The 17,916-nt window shown below is 51.4% G+C and carries 15 protein-coding genes; 6 read left to right on the forward strand and 9 right to left on the reverse strand.

Annotated features, from left to right (window positions below; genetic code table 11):
* Positions 1–7: 7 nt before the first annotated feature.
* The 3 genes from zapG (at position 8) to degS (ending at position 3,084) form a co-directional block, all read left to right on the forward strand.
* Positions 8–406 carry a Z-ring associated protein ZapG gene (zapG, locus tag BGE37_RS02470; RefSeq protein WP_001295270.1) on the forward strand — a complete coding sequence of 133 codons (399 nt, stop codon included), beginning with the start codon at positions 8–10 and terminating at the stop codon, positions 404–406.
* Between the two features lie 153 nt (positions 407–559).
* Complete coding sequence (gene degQ, locus BGE37_RS02475; protein WP_001316675.1) at positions 560–1,927, forward strand: serine endoprotease DegQ; 1,368 nt, start codon at positions 560–562, stop codon at positions 1,925–1,927.
* Positions 1,928–2,016: 89 nt separating this feature from the next.
* The gene (gene degS, locus BGE37_RS02480) at positions 2,017–3,084 is read left to right on the forward strand and encodes an outer membrane-stress sensor serine endopeptidase DegS (RefSeq protein ID WP_000497723.1); all 1,068 of its coding nucleotides are present in this window, start codon (positions 2,017–2,019) and stop codon (positions 3,082–3,084) included.
* Between the two features lie 62 nt (positions 3,085–3,146).
* Here degS and mdh read toward each other — a convergent pair whose 3' ends face one another.
* Positions 3,147–4,085 (reverse strand): malate dehydrogenase, encoded by a 939-nt coding sequence (gene mdh / locus BGE37_RS02485; protein WP_001352905.1) that lies wholly within the window; start codon positions 4,083–4,085, stop codon positions 3,147–3,149.
* Positions 4,086–4,519: 434 nt separating this feature from the next.
* Here mdh and argR point away from each other — a divergent pair, with 434 nt between their 5' ends.
* Positions 4,520–4,990 (forward strand): transcriptional regulator ArgR, encoded by a 471-nt coding sequence (gene argR, locus BGE37_RS02490; protein ID WP_001257846.1) that lies wholly within the window; start codon positions 4,520–4,522, stop codon positions 4,988–4,990.
* A gap of 364 nt (positions 4,991–5,354) precedes the next feature.
* The gene (gene yhcN, locus BGE37_RS02495) at positions 5,355–5,618 is read left to right on the forward strand and encodes a peroxide/acid stress response protein YhcN (protein ID WP_000695690.1); all 264 of its coding nucleotides are present in this window, start codon (positions 5,355–5,357) and stop codon (positions 5,616–5,618) included.
* Between the two features lie 55 nt (positions 5,619–5,673).
* Here the strand turns inward: yhcN and BGE37_RS02500 are convergent, their stop codons facing one another.
* From BGE37_RS02500 to aaeX, 4 genes are all read right to left on the reverse strand, one after another.
* Positions 5,674–5,946 carry a barstar family protein gene (locus BGE37_RS02500; RefSeq protein ID WP_001029013.1) on the reverse strand — a complete coding sequence of 91 codons (273 nt, stop codon included), beginning with the start codon at positions 5,944–5,946 and terminating at the stop codon, positions 5,674–5,676.
* Between the two features lie 91 nt (positions 5,947–6,037).
* Positions 6,038–8,005 (reverse strand): p-hydroxybenzoic acid efflux pump subunit AaeB, encoded by a 1,968-nt coding sequence (gene aaeB / locus BGE37_RS02505; protein WP_105287731.1) that lies wholly within the window; start codon positions 8,003–8,005, stop codon positions 6,038–6,040.
* A 5-nt stretch (positions 8,006–8,010) separates the two neighbouring features.
* A complete protein-coding gene (aaeA, locus tag BGE37_RS02510; RefSeq protein ID WP_000854033.1) occupies positions 8,011–8,943 on the reverse strand; it encodes a p-hydroxybenzoic acid efflux pump subunit AaeA in 933 nt (310 codons plus the stop codon).
* Between the two features lie 7 nt (positions 8,944–8,950).
* Positions 8,951–9,154, reverse strand: a complete 204-nt coding sequence (gene aaeX, locus BGE37_RS02515) for a p-hydroxybenzoic acid efflux pump operon protein AaeX (protein WP_000051841.1) — start codon at positions 9,152–9,154, stop codon at positions 8,951–8,953.
* A 182-nt stretch (positions 9,155–9,336) separates the two neighbouring features.
* Between aaeX and aaeR the strand changes: the two genes are divergently transcribed.
* Positions 9,337–10,266: an HTH-type transcriptional activator AaeR gene (gene aaeR / locus BGE37_RS02520; protein WP_000440317.1), complete on the forward strand. Its 930-nt coding sequence runs from the start codon at positions 9,337–9,339 to the stop codon at positions 10,264–10,266.
* Between the two features lie 127 nt (positions 10,267–10,393).
* On the opposite strand, the gene tldD is transcribed toward aaeR, so the two are convergent.
* From tldD to yhdE, 4 genes are all read right to left on the reverse strand, one after another.
* Positions 10,394–11,839, reverse strand: coding sequence for a metalloprotease TldD (gene tldD, locus BGE37_RS02525; RefSeq protein WP_105287732.1), 1,446 nt, complete (start codon positions 11,837–11,839; stop codon positions 10,394–10,396).
* Positions 11,840–11,994: 155 nt separating this feature from the next.
* Complete coding sequence (gene yhdP / locus BGE37_RS02530) at positions 11,995–15,795, reverse strand: AsmA2 domain-containing protein YhdP (protein ID WP_105287733.1); 3,801 nt, start codon at positions 15,793–15,795, stop codon at positions 11,995–11,997.
* 67 nt (positions 15,796–15,862) lie between these two features.
* Positions 15,863–17,332, reverse strand: a complete 1,470-nt coding sequence (gene rng / locus BGE37_RS02535; protein ID WP_000123197.1) for a ribonuclease G — start codon at positions 17,330–17,332, stop codon at positions 15,863–15,865.
* Positions 17,322–17,915, reverse strand: a complete 594-nt coding sequence (gene yhdE / locus BGE37_RS02540) for a nucleoside triphosphate pyrophosphatase YhdE (RefSeq protein ID WP_105287734.1) — start codon at positions 17,913–17,915, stop codon at positions 17,322–17,324. Before yhdE ends, rng begins: the two co-directional genes overlap by 11 nt.
* Between the last annotated feature and the right edge of the window lies 1 nt (position 17,916).

The following is a 17,916-nucleotide window of genomic DNA, read 5'->3' on the forward strand; positions in this document are numbered from 1 at the left end:
GATGTTCATGACCTGGGAATATGCGCTAATTGGGTTAGTCGTCGGCATCATTATTGGTGCTGTGGCCATGCGTTTTGGTAATCGTAAACTACGCCAGCAACAGGCGTTGCAGTACGAACTGGAAAAGAATAAAGCTGAACTGGACGAGTATCGCGAAGAGCTGGTTAGCCACTTTGCCCGCAGCGCGGAATTACTGGATACCATGGCGCACGACTATCGCCAGCTGTATCAACACATGGCGAAAAGCTCCAGCAGCCTGCTGCCGGAACTGTCTGCTGAAGCAAACCCGTTCCGTAATCGTCTGGCAGAGTCTGAAGCCAGCAACGATCAGGCACCGGTGCAAATGCCACGCGACTATTCTGAAGGCGCGTCAGGCCTGCTGCGTACTGGCGCGAAGCGCGACTAATTTATTTTTCGGGCGCAGCCATTGCGCCCTCCTCTTCTTTCCCTCCCCGACTATCATTTAATCTGGTGTCTCATTGTTAGCCGTCTGAAAATTCAATAACATCAAACTGTTTTGAATCTCTTTTCTTATCATTCAGGTACGAGAGCAGGAATAATGAAAAAACAAACCCAGCTGTTGAGTGCATTAGCGTTAAGTGTCGGGTTAACTCTCTCGGCGTCATTTCAGGCCGTTGCGTCGATTCCAGGCCAGGTTGCCGATCAGGCCCCTCTCCCCAGTCTGGCCCCAATGCTGGAAAAAGTGCTTCCGGCAGTGGTGAGCGTACGAGTGGAAGGAACGGCCAGTCAGGGACAGAAAATTCCGGAAGAATTCAAAAAGTTTTTTGGTGATGATTTACCGGATCAACCTGCACAACCTTTCGAAGGTTTAGGCTCCGGTGTCATCATCAACGCCAGTAAAGGCTATGTGCTGACTAACAACCATGTGATTAATCAGGCACAGAAAATCAGTATTCAGCTCAATGATGGGCGCGAGTTTGATGCAAAACTGATTGGTAGCGATGACCAGAGCGATATCGCCCTGTTGCAAATTCAAAACCCGAGCAAATTAACGCAAATCGCTATTGCCGACTCCGATAAATTGCGCGTCGGTGATTTTGCCGTGGCGGTCGGTAACCCATTTGGCCTTGGGCAAACCGCCACCTCTGGCATTGTTTCCGCATTAGGCCGCAGCGGGTTGAATCTTGAAGGTCTTGAAAACTTTATCCAGACAGATGCTTCCATTAACCGCGGTAACTCCGGCGGTGCACTGTTAAACCTTAACGGTGAGTTAATTGGCATCAACACTGCAATCCTTGCGCCTGGCGGTGGGAGCGTCGGGATTGGATTTGCCATCCCCAGTAATATGGCGCGAACACTGGCGCAGCAGCTTATCGACTTTGGTGAAATCAAACGCGGTCTGTTAGGCATCAAAGGCACCGAGATGAGTGCCGATATCGCCAAAGCCTTCAACCTTGACGTGCAGCGTGGCGCGTTTGTCAGCGAAGTGTTGCCAGGTTCTGGCTCGGCAAAAGCGGGCATCAAAGCGGGCGATATTATTACCAGCCTCAACGGCAAACCGCTGAATAGCTTTGCTGAGTTGCGCTCTCGTATCGCAACCACCGAGCCGGGCACGAAAGTGAAGCTTGGCCTGCTGCGTAACGGCAAACCACTGGAAGTAGAAGTGACGCTCGATACCAGCACCTCTTCGTCGGCCAGCGCTGAAATGATCACGCCAGCGCTTGAAGGTGCAACGTTGAGCGATGGTCAGCTAAAAGATGGCGGCAAAGGTATTAAGATCGATGAGGTTGTCAAAGGAAGCCCAGCTGCTCAGGCAGGCTTGCAAAAAGACGATGTGATCATTGGCGTCAACCGCGATCGGGTGAACTCGATCGCTGAAATGCGTAAAGTGCTGGCGGCAAAACCGGCCATCATCGCCCTGCAAATTGTACGCGGCAATGAAAGCATCTATTTGCTGATGCGTTAATGTCGTAAACCGGGCATCAGGCTGACGTGTGATGTCCGGTTAACTCGTGGTATGCTGCTGCCGTTCCCTTTTTTAATGACGCCTCCATCATGTTTGTGAAGCTCTTACGTTCCGTTGCGATTGGATTAATTGTCGGCGCTATTCTGCTGGTTGCCATGCCTTCGCTGCGCAGCCTTAACCCGCTTTCCACTCCGCAATTTGACAGTACCGATGAGACGCCTGCCAGCTATAATCTGGCGGTTCGCCGCGCCGCGCCAGCGGTGGTTAACGTTTACAACCGTGGTTTGAACACCAACTCTCACAACCAGCTTGAGATCCGCACCCTGGGATCCGGTGTAATCATGGATCAACGCGGTTATATCATCACCAATAAACACGTCATCAACGACGCCGATCAGATCATCGTCGCCTTACAAGATGGACGTGTATTTGAAGCATTGCTGGTGGGATCTGACTCTCTAACCGATCTGGCGGTACTTAAAATTAATGCCACTGGCGGTTTACCTACCATTCCAATCAATGCACGTCGCGTACCGCACATTGGTGACGTGGTACTGGCGATCGGTAACCCGTACAACCTCGGACAGACCATTACCCAGGGGATTATTAGTGCCACGGGTCGAATTGGTCTGAACCCGACCGGGCGGCAAAACTTCCTGCAAACCGATGCTTCCATTAACCACGGTAACTCTGGCGGCGCACTGGTGAACTCGCTGGGCGAACTGATGGGCATTAACACGCTGTCGTTTGATAAGAGTAACGATGGCGAAACGCCGGAAGGTATCGGCTTTGCGATTCCTTTCCAGTTAGCAACCAAAATTATGGATAAGCTGATCCGCGATGGTCGCGTGATCCGCGGCTACATTGGTATCGGCGGACGTGAGATCGCACCACTGCATGCGCAGGGCGGTGGCATAGATCAACTGCAAGGGATCGTGGTTAATGAAGTGTCACCTGACGGCCCGGCGGCGAATGCGGGTATTCAGGTCAATGATTTGATTATTTCGGTGGATAACAAACCGGCCATCTCTGCTCTGGAGACGATGGATCAGGTGGCGGAAATTCGCCCTGGCTCGGTGATCCCGGTTGTAGTGATGCGTGATGATAAGCAGTTAACGCTGCAGGTCACCATTCAGGAATATCCGGCAACCAATTAAGTCGTGCGCTCAAAACAAAAAACCGGAGTCTGTGCTCCGGTTTTTTATTATCCGCTAATCAATTACTTATTAACGAACTCTTCGCCCAGGGCGATATCTTTCTTCAGCGTATCCAGCATACCTTCCAGCGCGTTCTGTTCAAATGCGCTCAGGGTGCCGATAGATTTACGCTCTTCCACGCCGTTTTTACCCAGCAGCAGCGGTTGAGAGAAGAAACGTGCGTACTGACCGTCGCCTTCAACGTAGGCACATTCGACAACGCCTTGTTCGCCCTGTAGTGCGCGAACCAGAGACAGACCAAAACGTGCGGCTGCCTGGCCCATAGACAGGGTTGCAGACCCGCCACCGGCTTTCGCTTCAACCACCTCAGTACCCGCGTTCTGGATACGTTTGGTCAGTTCAGCCACTTCCTGCTCGGTAAAGCTAACGCCAGGAACCTGTGACAGCAGCGGCAGAATGGTAACACCAGAGTGACCGCCAATTACCGGCACTTCAACTTCGCCCGGCTGTTTGCCTTTCAGTTCCGCAACAAAGGTGTTGGAACGAATGATATCCAGCGTGGTAACGCCGAACAGTTTGTTTTTGTCATAAACACCGGCTTTTTTCAGCACTTCAGCAGCAATCGCAACTGTGGTGTTAACCGGGTTAGTGATAATACCAATGCACGCTTTTGGGCAGGTTTTCGCAACTTGCTGTACCAGATTTTTCACGATGCCGGCGTTAACGTTAAACAGGTCGGAACGATCCATACCCGGTTTACGCGCTACACCTGCAGAGATAAGAACGACATCTGCGCCTTCCAGCGCCGGAGTCGCATCTTCACCAGAAAAACCTTTGATTTTCACAGCAGTAGGGATATGGCTCAGATCGACAGCCACACCGGGAGTCACTGGAGCGATATCATACAGAGAGAGTTCTGAACCTGAAGGCAGTTGGGTTTTTAACAGTAGTGCAAGCGCCTGGCCAATACCGCCAGCAGCGCCGAGGACTGCGACTTTCATCCTAAACTCCTTATTATATTGATAAACTAAGATATGTTGCTCCGCTGCCGCGACCTTAATCCACAAAATTGCCGTTTACAATGACCACATCTCAAGAATGTGTAGTCACGCAAGTTTAGCGTTTATGCATTTAATTGCCGTAATCAGGAACCTAACTTACGTAATTAACAGTCGCTTATGCATTAGCGCAACATTCCAACAGGTGGTGACAATATACCCTACCGTTCAGCCAAAACAACATCAATTTGATAACAATTAATTTACTTTTAAGCAGAATTTGCATGCCGTGACGCAGGCATGTTTCTCAATAACGAAATTTGATAAAATCCCGCTCTTTCATAACATTATTTCAGTCATCTTCAGGGCTGACTGTTTGCATAAAAATTCATCTGTATGCACAATAATGTTGTATCAACCACCATATCGGGTGACTTATGCGAAGCTCGGCTAAGCAAGAAGAACTAGTTAAAGCATTTAAAGCATTACTTAAAGAAGAGAAATTTAGCTCCCAGGGCGAAATCGTCGCCGCGTTGCAGGAGCAAGGCTTTGACAATATTAATCAGTCTAAAGTCTCGCGGATGTTGACCAAGTTTGGTGCTGTACGTACACGCAATGCCAAAATGGAAATGGTTTACTGCCTGCCAGCTGAACTGGGTGTACCAACCACCTCCAGTCCATTGAAGAATCTGGTGCTGGATATAGACTACAACGATGCAGTTGTCGTGATTCATACCAGCCCTGGCGCGGCGCAGTTAATTGCTCGCCTGCTGGACTCACTGGGCAAAGCAGAAGGTATTCTGGGCACCATCGCTGGCGATGACACCATCTTTACTACCCCTGCTAACGGTTTCACCGTCAAAGACCTGTACGAAGCGATTTTAGAGCTGTTCGACCAGGAGCTTTAATCTCTGCCCCGTCGCTTCTGGCGGCGGGGAAAATGTTGCTTTTCCCTCTCATCCCCCTGCTTTCTTCTACGATTAATTTAACGAATAGTGCGTTTTAGCGCGACATATCATTCACATAATGAATACATGAGTTAAAAAAAGCACATTATGCAAAATTCATTATCTAATTGAAAATAATAGAATTAATAATAAATAACCGTGTTTTTAATTCTTTTTTGTTATTAAAACTCACACTTTTAACACTTAGTATCAACTGAAACAGTTAGCGTGGTATTAATTAGTTCAATAATTAGTGTATACTTGATTTTGTGATATGGGTCACGAAACAAAGGCCCAGCTAAAAGATTATGTCGAGGTAAAAATCATGAAAATCAAAACCACTGTTGCTGCATTAAGCGTACTTTCTGTTCTCTCTTTCGGTGCATTCGCTGCCGACTCCATTGATGCTGCACAAGCACAAAATCGTGAAGCAATCGGGACCGTATCCGTAAGTGGTGTGGCGTCTTCGCCAATGGATATGCGTGAAATGCTGAACAAAAAAGCGGAAGAGAAAGGCGCAACGGCCTACCAGATTACTGAAGCTCGTAGCGGTGACACCTGGCACGCTACGGCTGAACTGTACAAATAAACCCTCATCGTCTTGTCCGACGATATTGCCCCCGGTTCGGGGGCTTTTTTTTGCGCTAATGACGAACATTAAAACGCAAATGCCCTTCCAGCTCTTCCTCTGCCTCATCAAACAGCAATATTAATGCGCCAAAACGCCGACGCGTTTTCTCTCCCAGATGAACAAATTCAATCTCAAGTGGTAGCGGCAGGACATCGTTCATTAACACATCCCATAGAGAGTCGAGATCGCGTACTTTATCTTTTGCCAGACCAAAGGTTTGGCTAAAGTCGCGATAAAAATCCTCCTGACTCTCAATCTCATCAAAATCAAAGGTATAAATATTCATCTGTTGCCACCGTCACGTTTCGCGGCGAGTTCTGCCGTTCATTGCTAAGTATAGCCATGAAAAAACCGACGCTTTTGGCGTCGGTTTTGACTTAACTATCGGTCAACGCATGTTGATACTTATGGAGCATACCCGTAAGCCGATGTACTGGTTCCGTCACCTGCGGTGGCGCTTGCCAGATGCGTAGCTTTTCCTGGTAGATTTCCAGTTCTTCCAGCAACTGGCCAAAGTACCGACGACGTTTATCATCGCTACGGGCAGATATCACATGGTCTGCTGTGCGGCGCATTTGCCGGTGAAACGCCGATAAATCCTCGTTAACCGGGATCGGCGCATCACGCAGGCGCTGGTGCGCGATAATCATCGTCAGTGCCAGGCGAAATTTCGGCAAATCCCCTGGGAACTTATTCATCAGCAAAAACAGCTGCTGATAAAGTGCCGGGAGGTGATTCTCTTTACGACGTGCCACATTGGTAGTCATCGCGGAAACAGCGGCAGAAACAAACTGATTAAGCAGTACACGTCCAGTCCTGTCGCGCGATTTATCCCGCACCAGCAAAATAACGGTGAACGCGAGCACACAGCCGACGATTTGCCCTAATGCGCTGTCGAGAAACTGACTGAAATGGAAAGTCATCGGGTTATCCAGCACGATAATGTTTATGGTGCTGGCCAGCGCCCCCATCGAGCCCAATCGCCGTTTCTGTACTTCAATGCCAAGGAAGAATCCCAGCACTGCCAGGCTAATACACAGCAATAACATGCTTTGTTGGGTATTAGGGATAATCACCAAAAAGTAGAGTAGCCCTAACGGCAGCGCCGCCAGCGTCCCATAAATAAAGTCGATCGCCACCATGCGTGGATTCGGCAAACGCATTGCCAGTGACGTCACTACCGCAATCATCACCATTGCACCACTGCCGGAAGTCCAGCCCGTCCACAGCCAGAAAAGCGTCCCCAGAATGCAGGAAAGTGTGGTTCGCCAGAAGTTAACCATCGCATGATGACGTTCGGCTGACTCTACTTTGACTTCCGGTTCGCCTTGCAGGATCTCTTCTTCAGTAGCGTTGATTTTTGTGTTACTGATAACGCCGCGCTTGAGAAGCTGATAACGCGTTGCCGCCGCGACCCAGCTATAAATGGTGACAGGCGTTTCCCGTTCCCCGGTCCAGGCGATAACTCTCCGCAGGCGTTTGAGCTGCTTGTGGACGTCCTGCGCGGTTTCTACCGGCATGTCAAAAAATTCGCGGAAAGTATCAGTGATCAATTCCGGGCGCGTATTCTGAATAAGATAAGTTTCGCAGGATTGGGTAATCAGCGTCAGCGATAGCGTATTGATCGCTTTTAAACGTCGATTGGCCCGCGCCCAGCGGGAAGATTCCATATTCAGGTTGCTGCGCATACCTTGTAACGCCGTGGTGCGTCGCACCAGATCGCCCCAGGCTTTATCGACAACTTCACCATCGCCATGCTTGATACAGAGTTGCATTAATTGATATTGCGCAACCAGCAAACTTTCCAGCTCTCGATCCACTTCTTGTTTGATCGATCGCGGAGAAAAGAGCAAATCCGCCATAATTGCACACACAATACCGATAACGATCTCGCTACAACGTTCGACGGCAAACTGCGGCGTAAGCAATGGTTCCGGCTGAATGGTGATCACAATGATCAGCGCGGTATAACCGGCCAGCCCCCACGCATACGAGTTTTCTATTCGTACCAGCGAGGATATCCAGGTACAAAAACCGGCCCAGATACAGCACACCAGAATCATCAATAATGGTGCGCGGATCATCGCAATGATGATCACCAGTCCGGCAATACAGCCAATAAATGTGCCGATGATGCGCAAAAAGCCACGATAGCGAATAGCGCCAGAATACGGTTCACCTCCCGCAGCAAAGGCCGGACCGGCGGCAACAATCGCCGCTGTCAGTACCGCCCAGCGTGGCGTTTCCAGCTGGAAGTGAAAGCCAACAAACAGCGCCAGTACAATGGCGGTCGCCAGTTTTACCGCAAAGCGAATATGTTGGTTAGCAATGGAGAAAATACCCATCGTGATTAACCAAACTCACGCAGGCGATGGGCCATTTTACGGAAGAACGAATCCTGGCTTTCGTCGCGATCTTGTTTGCCAGTGACCACCACTGTAGCAGTGGTGCCCGCAGGCCAGATGTTCTCTTGCTGGTTGTCGAGACGAATACGAACCGGAACACGTTGCGCCAAACGCACCCATTCAAGGTTAGAGTCGATGGTCGCCATCCCTTTGTCGTCACGCGTGCTGCTGGCGTTGGTGACCCCAGCGGCAACACTATCAACAGTCCCTTTCAGCACTTTGTTACTGCCAAGCGGCGTGATCTCTGCACGATACCCAGGGCGCACCCCTTCCAGCTTAGTTTCTTCCATATAGGCCAGTACATAGAAGGAGTTCTGTTTCACCAGCGCAACCGCCGTTGATCCACGGGTAATAAACTCACCGGTATAGACGTTGAGGTTGGTCACCCAGCCATCTGCTGGCGCGCGGATCACCGTGCGTTCAAGATCCAGTTTTGCCAGATCGCGGGTCGCCTGCGCTTTCGCTAACTGATGCAGAACCGTTTGTAGTACGTTGTTGGCCTGATCGATCTCTTCGCGAGACATCGCCTGCACACCGAGACGGTTACGACGTCCGGCCTCCTGGCGTTTCTCCTGTGCCAGTACCTGATAATAAGCAACATCGGCTTGCGCTTCCTCAAGCGCCTTTTGATAACGCGGCTGGTCGATGGTGAACAGTACCTGTCCTTTTTTCACCAGCTGGTTATCATGAACATTCACCTGGGTAATGAGTCCAGAAACGTCCGGCGCGATCGCAACGACGTCAGCGCTAAAGCGCGCGTCACGCGTCCACGGGGATTCGGTGTAATAGACCCAGGCATTAAAAATTGCGATGAAGGCCAGAATGACTAATACGACCGTGATGGCCGTACGGGAGAATTTTCTTATTAGTGTTTTCACTTCAACCTCAAACGAACAGTCGCGATATCAAATAAAACAAGCAGCAATAGAGCGCGGTGTTGAACAACGCCGGATGCCAGACAAAGTCGTAGATACCTGTTGGCACAAGTACCCGGCGCACCAGCCAGAAAATCGCCAGTGATAAAAGCAATTCGAAAAATATCGGTGGGAAGGACAGCCCAAACACCACGATAACGGGAAACAGACTCATGTTGACCTTGGTTGTATAGAGAGAGCAGGCGTTATTATTTTCAGCATCTGTCGCCGCAGAGAAAGGCATGGAAAGCCGGGCGAGAGCAACATTGCTGTAGATTGATATTTAATATATTAACGTAACTGTTATGCTGTTATCTATATTATGTGATCTAAATCACTTTTAAGTCAGAGTGAATAATGGAACGACTAAAACGCATGTCGGTGTTTGCCAAAGTAGTTGAATTTGGCTCTTTTACCGCCGCCGCCAGACAGCTACAGATGAGCGTTTCGTCCATCAGTCAGACGGTGTCAAAACTGGAAGATGAGTTGCAGGTAAAGCTGTTAAACCGTAGCACACGCAGCATTGGCCTGACCGAAGCCGGTAGAATTTACTACCAGGGCTGCCGTCGGATGCTTCATGAAGTGCAGGATGTTCATGAGCAACTGTATGCCTTCAATAACACCCCCATCGGGACGCTGCGCATTGGCTGTTCTTCAACTATGGCACAAAATGTTCTCGCCGGGCTAACAGCCAAAATGCTGAAAGAATACCCAGGTTTGAGCGTTAATCTGGTTACCGGAATTCCTGCCCCCGACCTGATTGCCGACGGTCTGGATGTGGTGATCCGCGTCGGCGCGTTGCAAGATTCCAGCCTGTTTTCCCGCCGTCTGGGCGCGATGCCAATGGTGGTGTGCGCCGCAAAAAGCTATCTCACACAATACGGCATACCGGAAAAACCCGCCGATTTAAGTAGCCATTCATGGCTTGAATACAGCGTGCGGCCCGACAATGAATTTGAACTGATCGCACCGGAAGGGATCTCGACTCGCCTGATCCCGCAAGGGAGATTTGTGACTAATGATCCGATGACGCTGGTGCGCTGGCTGACTGCAGGCGCTGGGATCGCCTACGTGCCGCTGATGTGGGTGATCAACGAGATTAATCGCGGGGAACTCGAGATCCTGCTGCCGCGTTACCAGTCAGATCCACGCCCGGTTTATGCGTTGTATACCGAAAAAGATAAGCTGCCGCTGAAGGTACAGGTCGTGATCAACTCACTGACGGATTATTTTGTTGAGGTCGGTAAATTGTTTCAGGAAATGCACGGGCGCGGGAAAGAGAAGTAATTCATATTGTACTGTTACGTTGTACAAACCTGTGCCAACGGGTTCCCCTAACCTTCTCCACAGAGGGGCAAGGGGACCGTTCGTACACGGAGAAGGATTAATTATCCTTCTGAAAATACTGAAATTATTACGCGGTACCGCCAACAGTCAGGTTATCAACTTTCAGCGTTGGCTGACCCACGCCAACCGGTAAACTTTGCCCTTCTTTACCGCAGACACCCACGCCGTTATCCAGTTTCAGGTCGTTGCCCACCATCGAAATCTGCTGCATGGTTTCGATACCGGAACCAATCAACGTTGCGCCTTTCACCGGTTTAGTTACTTTACCGTTTTCAATCAGATACGCTTCTGAGGTGGAGAAAACGAATTTGCCGGAGGTGATATCCACCTGACCGCCACCAAAGTTCGGTGCATAGATACCGTACTCAACGGATTCAATAATTTCCTGCGGGGTCGATTTACCCGGCAGCATATAGGTATTGGTCATACGCGGCATCGGCAGATGAGCGTAGGATTCACGGCGACCGTTGCCAGTCGGCGTCATCCCCATCAAACGCGCGTTGAGTTTATCCTGCATGTAGCCTTTCAGGATGCCATTCTCAATCAGCACGTTGTACTGTCCTGGCGTACCTTCGTCATCAATCGCCACCGAACCACGGCGATCGACCATCGTGCCGTCATCAACCACGGTACACAGTTCAGAAGCCACCAGCTCCCCGACCTGACCACTAAAGACCGAAGTACCACGGCGGTTGAAGTCGCCTTCCAGACCGTGACCCACCGCCTCATGTAACAGTACGCCCGGCCAACCTGCGCCCAGAACCACCGGCATGGTGCCCGCAGGCGCTGCTACGGCTGAAAGATTGATCAGCGCCATACGCACCGCTTCTTTCGCCCATGCGTCCGCACGGACTTCACCGTCGAGATCGGCAAGGAAGAACTCATAACCAAAACGACCGCCGCCGCCACTGGCACCGCGTTCGCGTTTGCCATCTTCTTCGACCAGAACGCTCACGGAAAGACGCACCAGCGGACGAACATCCGCCGCTAGTGTGCCGTCGGTGGCCGCAACCAGAATTAATTCATAGACACCACTGAGGCTGGCAGTCACTTCCTGTACGCGCTTGTCCGCTTCGCGGGCAACCTTATCGACGCGACGCAGGATATCCAGCTTCTCTTCACGGCTCATGCTTTGCAGCGGATCTACCGAGGTATATAACGGGCTATGCTCTACCGCGCCCAGCGTCTGTACTTTGCCATCACCACTATCACGGACGATGGTGCGCGCCGCTTGTGCACTCTGTTCCAGCGCCAGCAGGCTGATTTGGTCTGCGTAAGCAAATCCGGTTTTTTCACCGCTGATTGCACGCACACCAACACCCTGATCGATGTTGTAAGAACCATCTTTAATAATGCGGTCTTCTAAAACCCAGGATTCGTGATAGCTCGACTGAAAATAGAGATCGCCATAATCAAGGCGACGTTCGGCCAGTTGACCGAGGATCGCGAACAAGTCCTGATGTTTCAGGCCGTTCGCCGCTAGCAATTGTTCACTTACCAGGTTCAGACTCATCGTTTTTGCTACTCGTTAGTTACTGCAGTAGAGGATTTTTTACGGCTGCCGGATGCGGCGTGAACGCCCTATCCGGCCTACGGTTATGTTCCGGCTCGTTGGCCTTTGGCAACGATTATCATATGAGATTGGGGCAATTACGCGCCCTCGTCAAATCATTGCGCTTTTTCTTTACGCGGTTGGCGCAACACTTCGTTGATTTGCGGATCGTCCAGCGGACCCGAAATGTGATAGCGCAAAATGGAGACTTTGCTCCACAGCGGCCCCAGCACTTTACTGGCTGCAAATACTGCCGCTCCAACAATGGGGTTAACCGCAAAAGCCGCAGCCACGCCCACCGTCGCAGAAATCTCTGGTGCGACAACCGCTTCCATATTCAGGTCGCGACGTACCAGATTTACCGACCCTTTCATGGCGATATCCGCCTCCAGGCCATCCACCAGCGTGTCGTCGGTGTGCATAACGCCGTCTTTAATCCACGCGGTGCTGCGAATGGAGTCAAAATAGAACCCTTCGCCAAAAGTGTCTCTGAAATCAAAACGCAGCTTACGCATCAGGGCATCTACGCTCAATAAGCGCAGCAATTGCCCGGCATGTCCGGTATTGATTTCGGTAATTTCGCCTTTACCCAGTTGAGTATGAATGATGCCATTCAACGTCGCCTCATCTGGCTGCCACGGTGCTTTACGCCAGTGTAAATCGTAATCCACATTAAATGACGACTGGCGTATGGGCGTCGTGACACCAAAAAATTCTGCGGCGGCATCAATTTTCTGCCCGCGCAGTTTTCCTTTCAGCGAGGTACGTTCATTCCCCGGATTATTAACCCATTCACCATCGGCAGTGAGCCGCGAGAAACCGGTATCAATCAGTCCATTGGTCAGCGTTAATGTATCGCCAGAAATGGTGAGATCACTGTCAATACGACCGAATTTTTGCCCCCAGAACCAGCACTCTGCGCATCGTATTTGTGCGTCCGGCCAGCCACGGAAGTTAATGCGCTCCGTTGTCGGGAAAGGTGATGACGGCGTTGAATCACCACGAGTTTTCGCCTCGCTCGGGTTGTAATAAAGATATTTGATATTCGCCAGCCACGGCGCGTTATTACGCATCGCCAGCGTGGCGTTGATTTCACGCCCTTGCGCCTCAACCTGGGTGCCATTTGCCGTCGGTTGCGAAACAATACTCAGGTTATTCCATTGCTGATTTCCCAGCGACAACATAGGCGTACGTAACGTTATGTGTTGTGGGAAACTCGCTGCACCACCGACACTCTCCGCCGCACCTTTCTGGAACAGGGCCAGCCACTCGGCACCATTCATCGGCGGCATATTGAGTTCAACGCCACTTTGTTCCGGCAACGGCGGGAGCGTTTTACTGTCTGCCGCCCAAATAGCACGATCGAGCGTCAGCTTTTGACCAAGCAACCAGCGGCTATTGAAATGGTTATCCGCACCAGCCTGTCCGGTTAAATCAAAACTGTTGAGATTGCCATCAACCTTAACGTTTACCGGCAGTGGTTCACCCGCAGGTTTGGCTAACGGTGAAGGTAAGTGACTGCTCACATTCTTCAAATCGCCGTTTAGCTCTACGTTATACGTCGCGCCAGCTTGATAAGGCAGCTCAATGCCCACTTTACCATCCCACGCCACGCTGCCACTTAATGCTTCGTTCACCGCTGCAGGCAGAACGCCGGTTTTCGCTGGTTGCCAGTTACCGTTGAGATTCAACGCGACCTGGTAGGCTTTTGCCCCTTCTTTGGTGGAGAAATCCACGTTCAACGGCTGATTAAACCAGCTTGCTGTCAGTGGTTCACTTTGCAGATCGCCATTGATAAAGCTGAATTTACCGCTCAAATTTTTCAGGGTGCTGTCGAGTGGTTTGATAAACAGACTGTTATTACGCAGCGTCACTTCCCCTTTCGCGGTTACCAACTCGCCGTTCAGCGGGATATCAAGATGTAAGCGAGCATTCACATCGCCGTCGAGCTGGAGTTCTTGCAGGGTCGCACCCAGGGAATCTTTCAGCGGTGTCTCATCAAAGTAAGGGCCAACGGCTTTACCCGGACCTTTAATGTCAGCGTCAATCAGCAGTTTTTCTTTTGAGTAGTCAGGGATCACTGCGGTGAGATTACTCGCGCGCACGCCGCCCAGATTAACGCCATCGGTTTTCATCCATAAACCGTCGTTAATAAAATCCAGTTCAATATCAAGGTTAGTTAATGCAGGCCAGTCCGGCTGGAAGGCAAACTTCGCGTTGCGTAGCGGCACCAGCACTTCAAACTGACCTTCGTTGTGTTTATAGGGGAAGAGTTGCGGATTGCCACCATAAACCAGCGTCGCGTTATCCGCTTCACCGCCCTGAATCGCGCCACTTAAGTAATCAACCAGGTCTTTACCCATCAGGTTTTCCGGGAAATAGCGCCAGGCTTGTGAACCATCATCGGTACTGATGCCAGCCAGAATACCCAGCCAGGGTTCATCGTTAGCAGGTTGCAGGTAACGAAAACCGCCGCGCGCATGGACGGCTTTAGCTTTAACGTCAATATTACGCCCATCCAGCTGGAAACCTTTGTCATTGTTCAGCCAGCTTATCGTAGCCTGGCCGTCGGCGATTTCCAGTGGCGCACGGAATACCGTTTCGTAAGGCATCTTTGCCTGCTTCATCGACGCGGTAAGCAAACCATTTTCTACGCTGCCGGAAAGCGTCCCGGAGAAGTGTTCCGCACCCGGTAATAATTTCCATTGCTTCCAGGCCAGATCGCTCCACGATGCCTGAAAACGGGTCTTGTCTGCCGCCTGAAGCGGGATATCCAGCGCCAGCGTGTTTATCTTGCCGCTCGGTTGTGTGGAGCGCCAAACATCACCAAGTGCAGGTGAAAGTTTCGCGGCCAGCGGGCGTACGCCCTCCAGGCCTGCCAGCTCCAGATTACTGGCGCGAATCCGGAGTTCGTCACTGCGTTTATTGTCTTTGCCGCCAACGTTCTGTTCCGGTATCCAGGCCAGCGTCAATGCTCCGCTCGGCCAGGGTTTGCCGTCCATCGTGATCCGTGTGTCGGGAATAGAGAACTGCCAGCCCGGGTTTTCACGCGTAATATGCGCGGTCAGATTATCCACCGACAGCGTATGCGTTTGCTTCTCGCCCAACCAGCTGGCACCGCCCTGTTTCAGCCAGACGTCACCGCCGGTTACATCGCCTTTGTCGATCGTCATCCAGCCTTCAAGGGAGAACTGTGCCGTTTCCAGCGCAATATTGTCCTGCATCCATTTACCGAGCCACGGCTTCAGGTCGATGTCATCCGCCTGGAGCCAGACGCGACCATTGCTTAACAACCCCTCATCATCGCGCAAATCCATGCGCACCTGCATCACGCCGTGCTGTCCGGTAAGGCTGGAGAGGCTTACCAGGCCTTCCGCACGGTGTCGACGTGGATCGTTCAGCCAGGTGAGTTGTGGGATCGCCAGCTCGGCGCGCTGACCGGATGGCGTCAGGAAACTGACTTCACTGTCGCGGAGATCGAAATGGTCGAATTGACGAAGAAACAGATCGCTGATGTGACTGGCTTCCAGGCTATCATTACCACCACCGCTGGTGATAGGAGTGTTGGTGCGAAAGCGCAGCTGCCAGAAAGTGAGATCACGAAACTGCCAGCGCATATGTAACAGGCTTTGCCAGACATCCAGCGCCAGAGTAACGCGTTTAACCGAAAATTCGCCGCCATCTTTTAGTTCTGCACGGATGTCGTGCGCTTCAAGCGTCGGGCCAAAATTCTGCCAGCTGGCTGAGAGCTGACTGGCTTCAACCGGCATGCCAGTCGCGGATTCTATTTTGTTGAGGATTTCCGGACGCCAGGCGTCAAGATGCGGTAAAGCAATACGCAGGCCGCTAACCAGCAGGGCAGCGATCACAACGAGCGCGGCTCCAGTAAGCAGTAAAATCCCCGGCAATCGCCTCACCCGTCACTCCTTGTCTGCTAAAAATGTGACTCAAAAACCCTTTGCCGGATGGCGGCCCAGCATCTGTTTACATCATTACGACGTCAAACTGCTCCTGGTTATAGAGCGGTTCAATTTGTACTTTAACCTGTTTGCCAACGAAAATTTCCACTTCCGCCAGCGAGTGTGACTCTTCGCCTTTCAAGGCTTCGGCTACTGCCGGAGAAGCATAGACCAGGAAACGGTCGGAATCGTAAGCATGGTGTACACGAACAATCTCGCGCATGATTTCATAGCATACCGTTTCCACGGTTTTCACCGTTCCGCGACCGTGACAGGTTGGGCATTCGTTACATAGTACGTGCTCAATGCTTTCGCGAGTGCGTTTACGCGTCATCTCCACCAGCCCCAGCGCCGAAAAACCATTAACGCTGGTTTTCACCCGGTCTTTGCTCAACGCCTGCTCCAGCGAATGCAACACGCGGCGACGGTGATCTTCATTATTCATGTCGATGAAATCAATAATGATGATCCCGCCCAGGTTACGCAACCGTAACTGGCGAGCAATAGCCTGCGTCGCTTCAATATTGGTATTGAAGATGGTGTCGTCCAGATTGCGATGACCGACAAACGCCCCGGTATTGATGTCCACGGTGGTCATCGCTTCGGTCTGGTCGATAATCAGATAGCCACCGGATTTTAGTTCAACTTTGCGTTCCAGCGCCCGCTGGATTTCGTTTTCAACATCAAAGAGATCGAAAATCGGCTGGCGGCCTGTGTAATGCTCCAGCTTGCTGGTCATCTCGGGAATGTACTCCGAGGTAAACTCCAGCAATGCTTCGTAAGTCAGGCGCGAGTCAACGCGAATGCGGTCCAGCTCGGCGTCGGCGAAATCACGCAGAACACGCTGCGCCAACGCCAGTTCGCCGTATAGCTGATAACGGGTCTGCGGGCGCTTTTTACGCTCCATGACTTTGGTCCAGACACGTTTCAGATAAGCGGCATCGGAGGCCAGTTCAGCCTCACCAACACCTTCCGCTGCAGTACGGATGATAAACCCGCCCTGCTCGTCGCAATACTCCGCGACCACTTTTTTCAGGCGCTCACGTTCGGATTCGCTTTCGATACGTTGGGAAACCCCAACATGAGAAGCACCTGGCATAAAAACCAGATAGCGAGATGGCAGAGTGATATCGGTGGTCAGGCGCGCACCTTTAGTACCAAGCGGATCTTTCACCACCTGCACCATCAGATCTTGCCCCTGACGGACCAGTTCCGAGATGTCGCGCACCGTGAATTGCTTTTGCTCTTCACCCGCCACACACTCAGTATGCGGCATGATGTCGGATGCATGAAGAAACGCGGCTTTATCCAGCCCAATATCTACAAAAGCCGCCTGCATACCCGGAAGTACACGACTTACACGACCCTTGTAGATATTGCCTACTATTCCGCGTCGCGCCTCACGTTCAATATGAATTTCCTGCAGAATACCGCCATCAATATACGCCACTCGCGTTTCCGAAGGCGTTACGTTTACCAACAATTCAGCCGTCATGTTTATCCCTTTTCTCACGCAGTGCGTTAAAATTACTTAATAATTCATACGTTTCAACCAGCGGTAAGCCGACTACGGCGTGATAGCTGCCATTTATCTTCCTGACAAAACAGCCACCCAACCCCTGAATACCGTATGCACCTGCTTTATCTAACGATTCTCCGCTGGCGACATAGCCCGCGATGTCTTCGTCTGTTAACGTTCTGAACGTCACATCGGTGACCACCAGGCAATCGAGAATGTGCTGACTGTCGGCCAACGCCACAGCCGTCATCACCTGATGGGTCTGGCCCGATAATTTGCGCAACATCTGCGCCGCATGTTCTGCGTCGCGCGGTTTCTCCAGCACTTCTCCATTCAGGATAACGATAGTATCCGCACCCAGCACCGGGAGATCCTGCGCCGTGTGCGTGACACCCGCCTGTGCTTTCTCGCGCGCCAGACGCACAACATATTGCTGCGCGCTCTCCTGCGGCTGACGCTGCTCCTCAATGCCCGTAACAATACGTTCAAAGGTCACGCCAAGTTGCGCAAGTAACTCCTGACGACGCGGAGAACCGGAAGCTAAATACAGAGAAGTCATA

The sequence above is a fragment of the Escherichia sp. MOD1-EC6300 genome, from assembly GCF_002965045.1.
GTDB classification, from domain to species: domain Bacteria; phylum Pseudomonadota; class Gammaproteobacteria; order Enterobacterales; family Enterobacteriaceae; genus Escherichia; species Escherichia coli_F.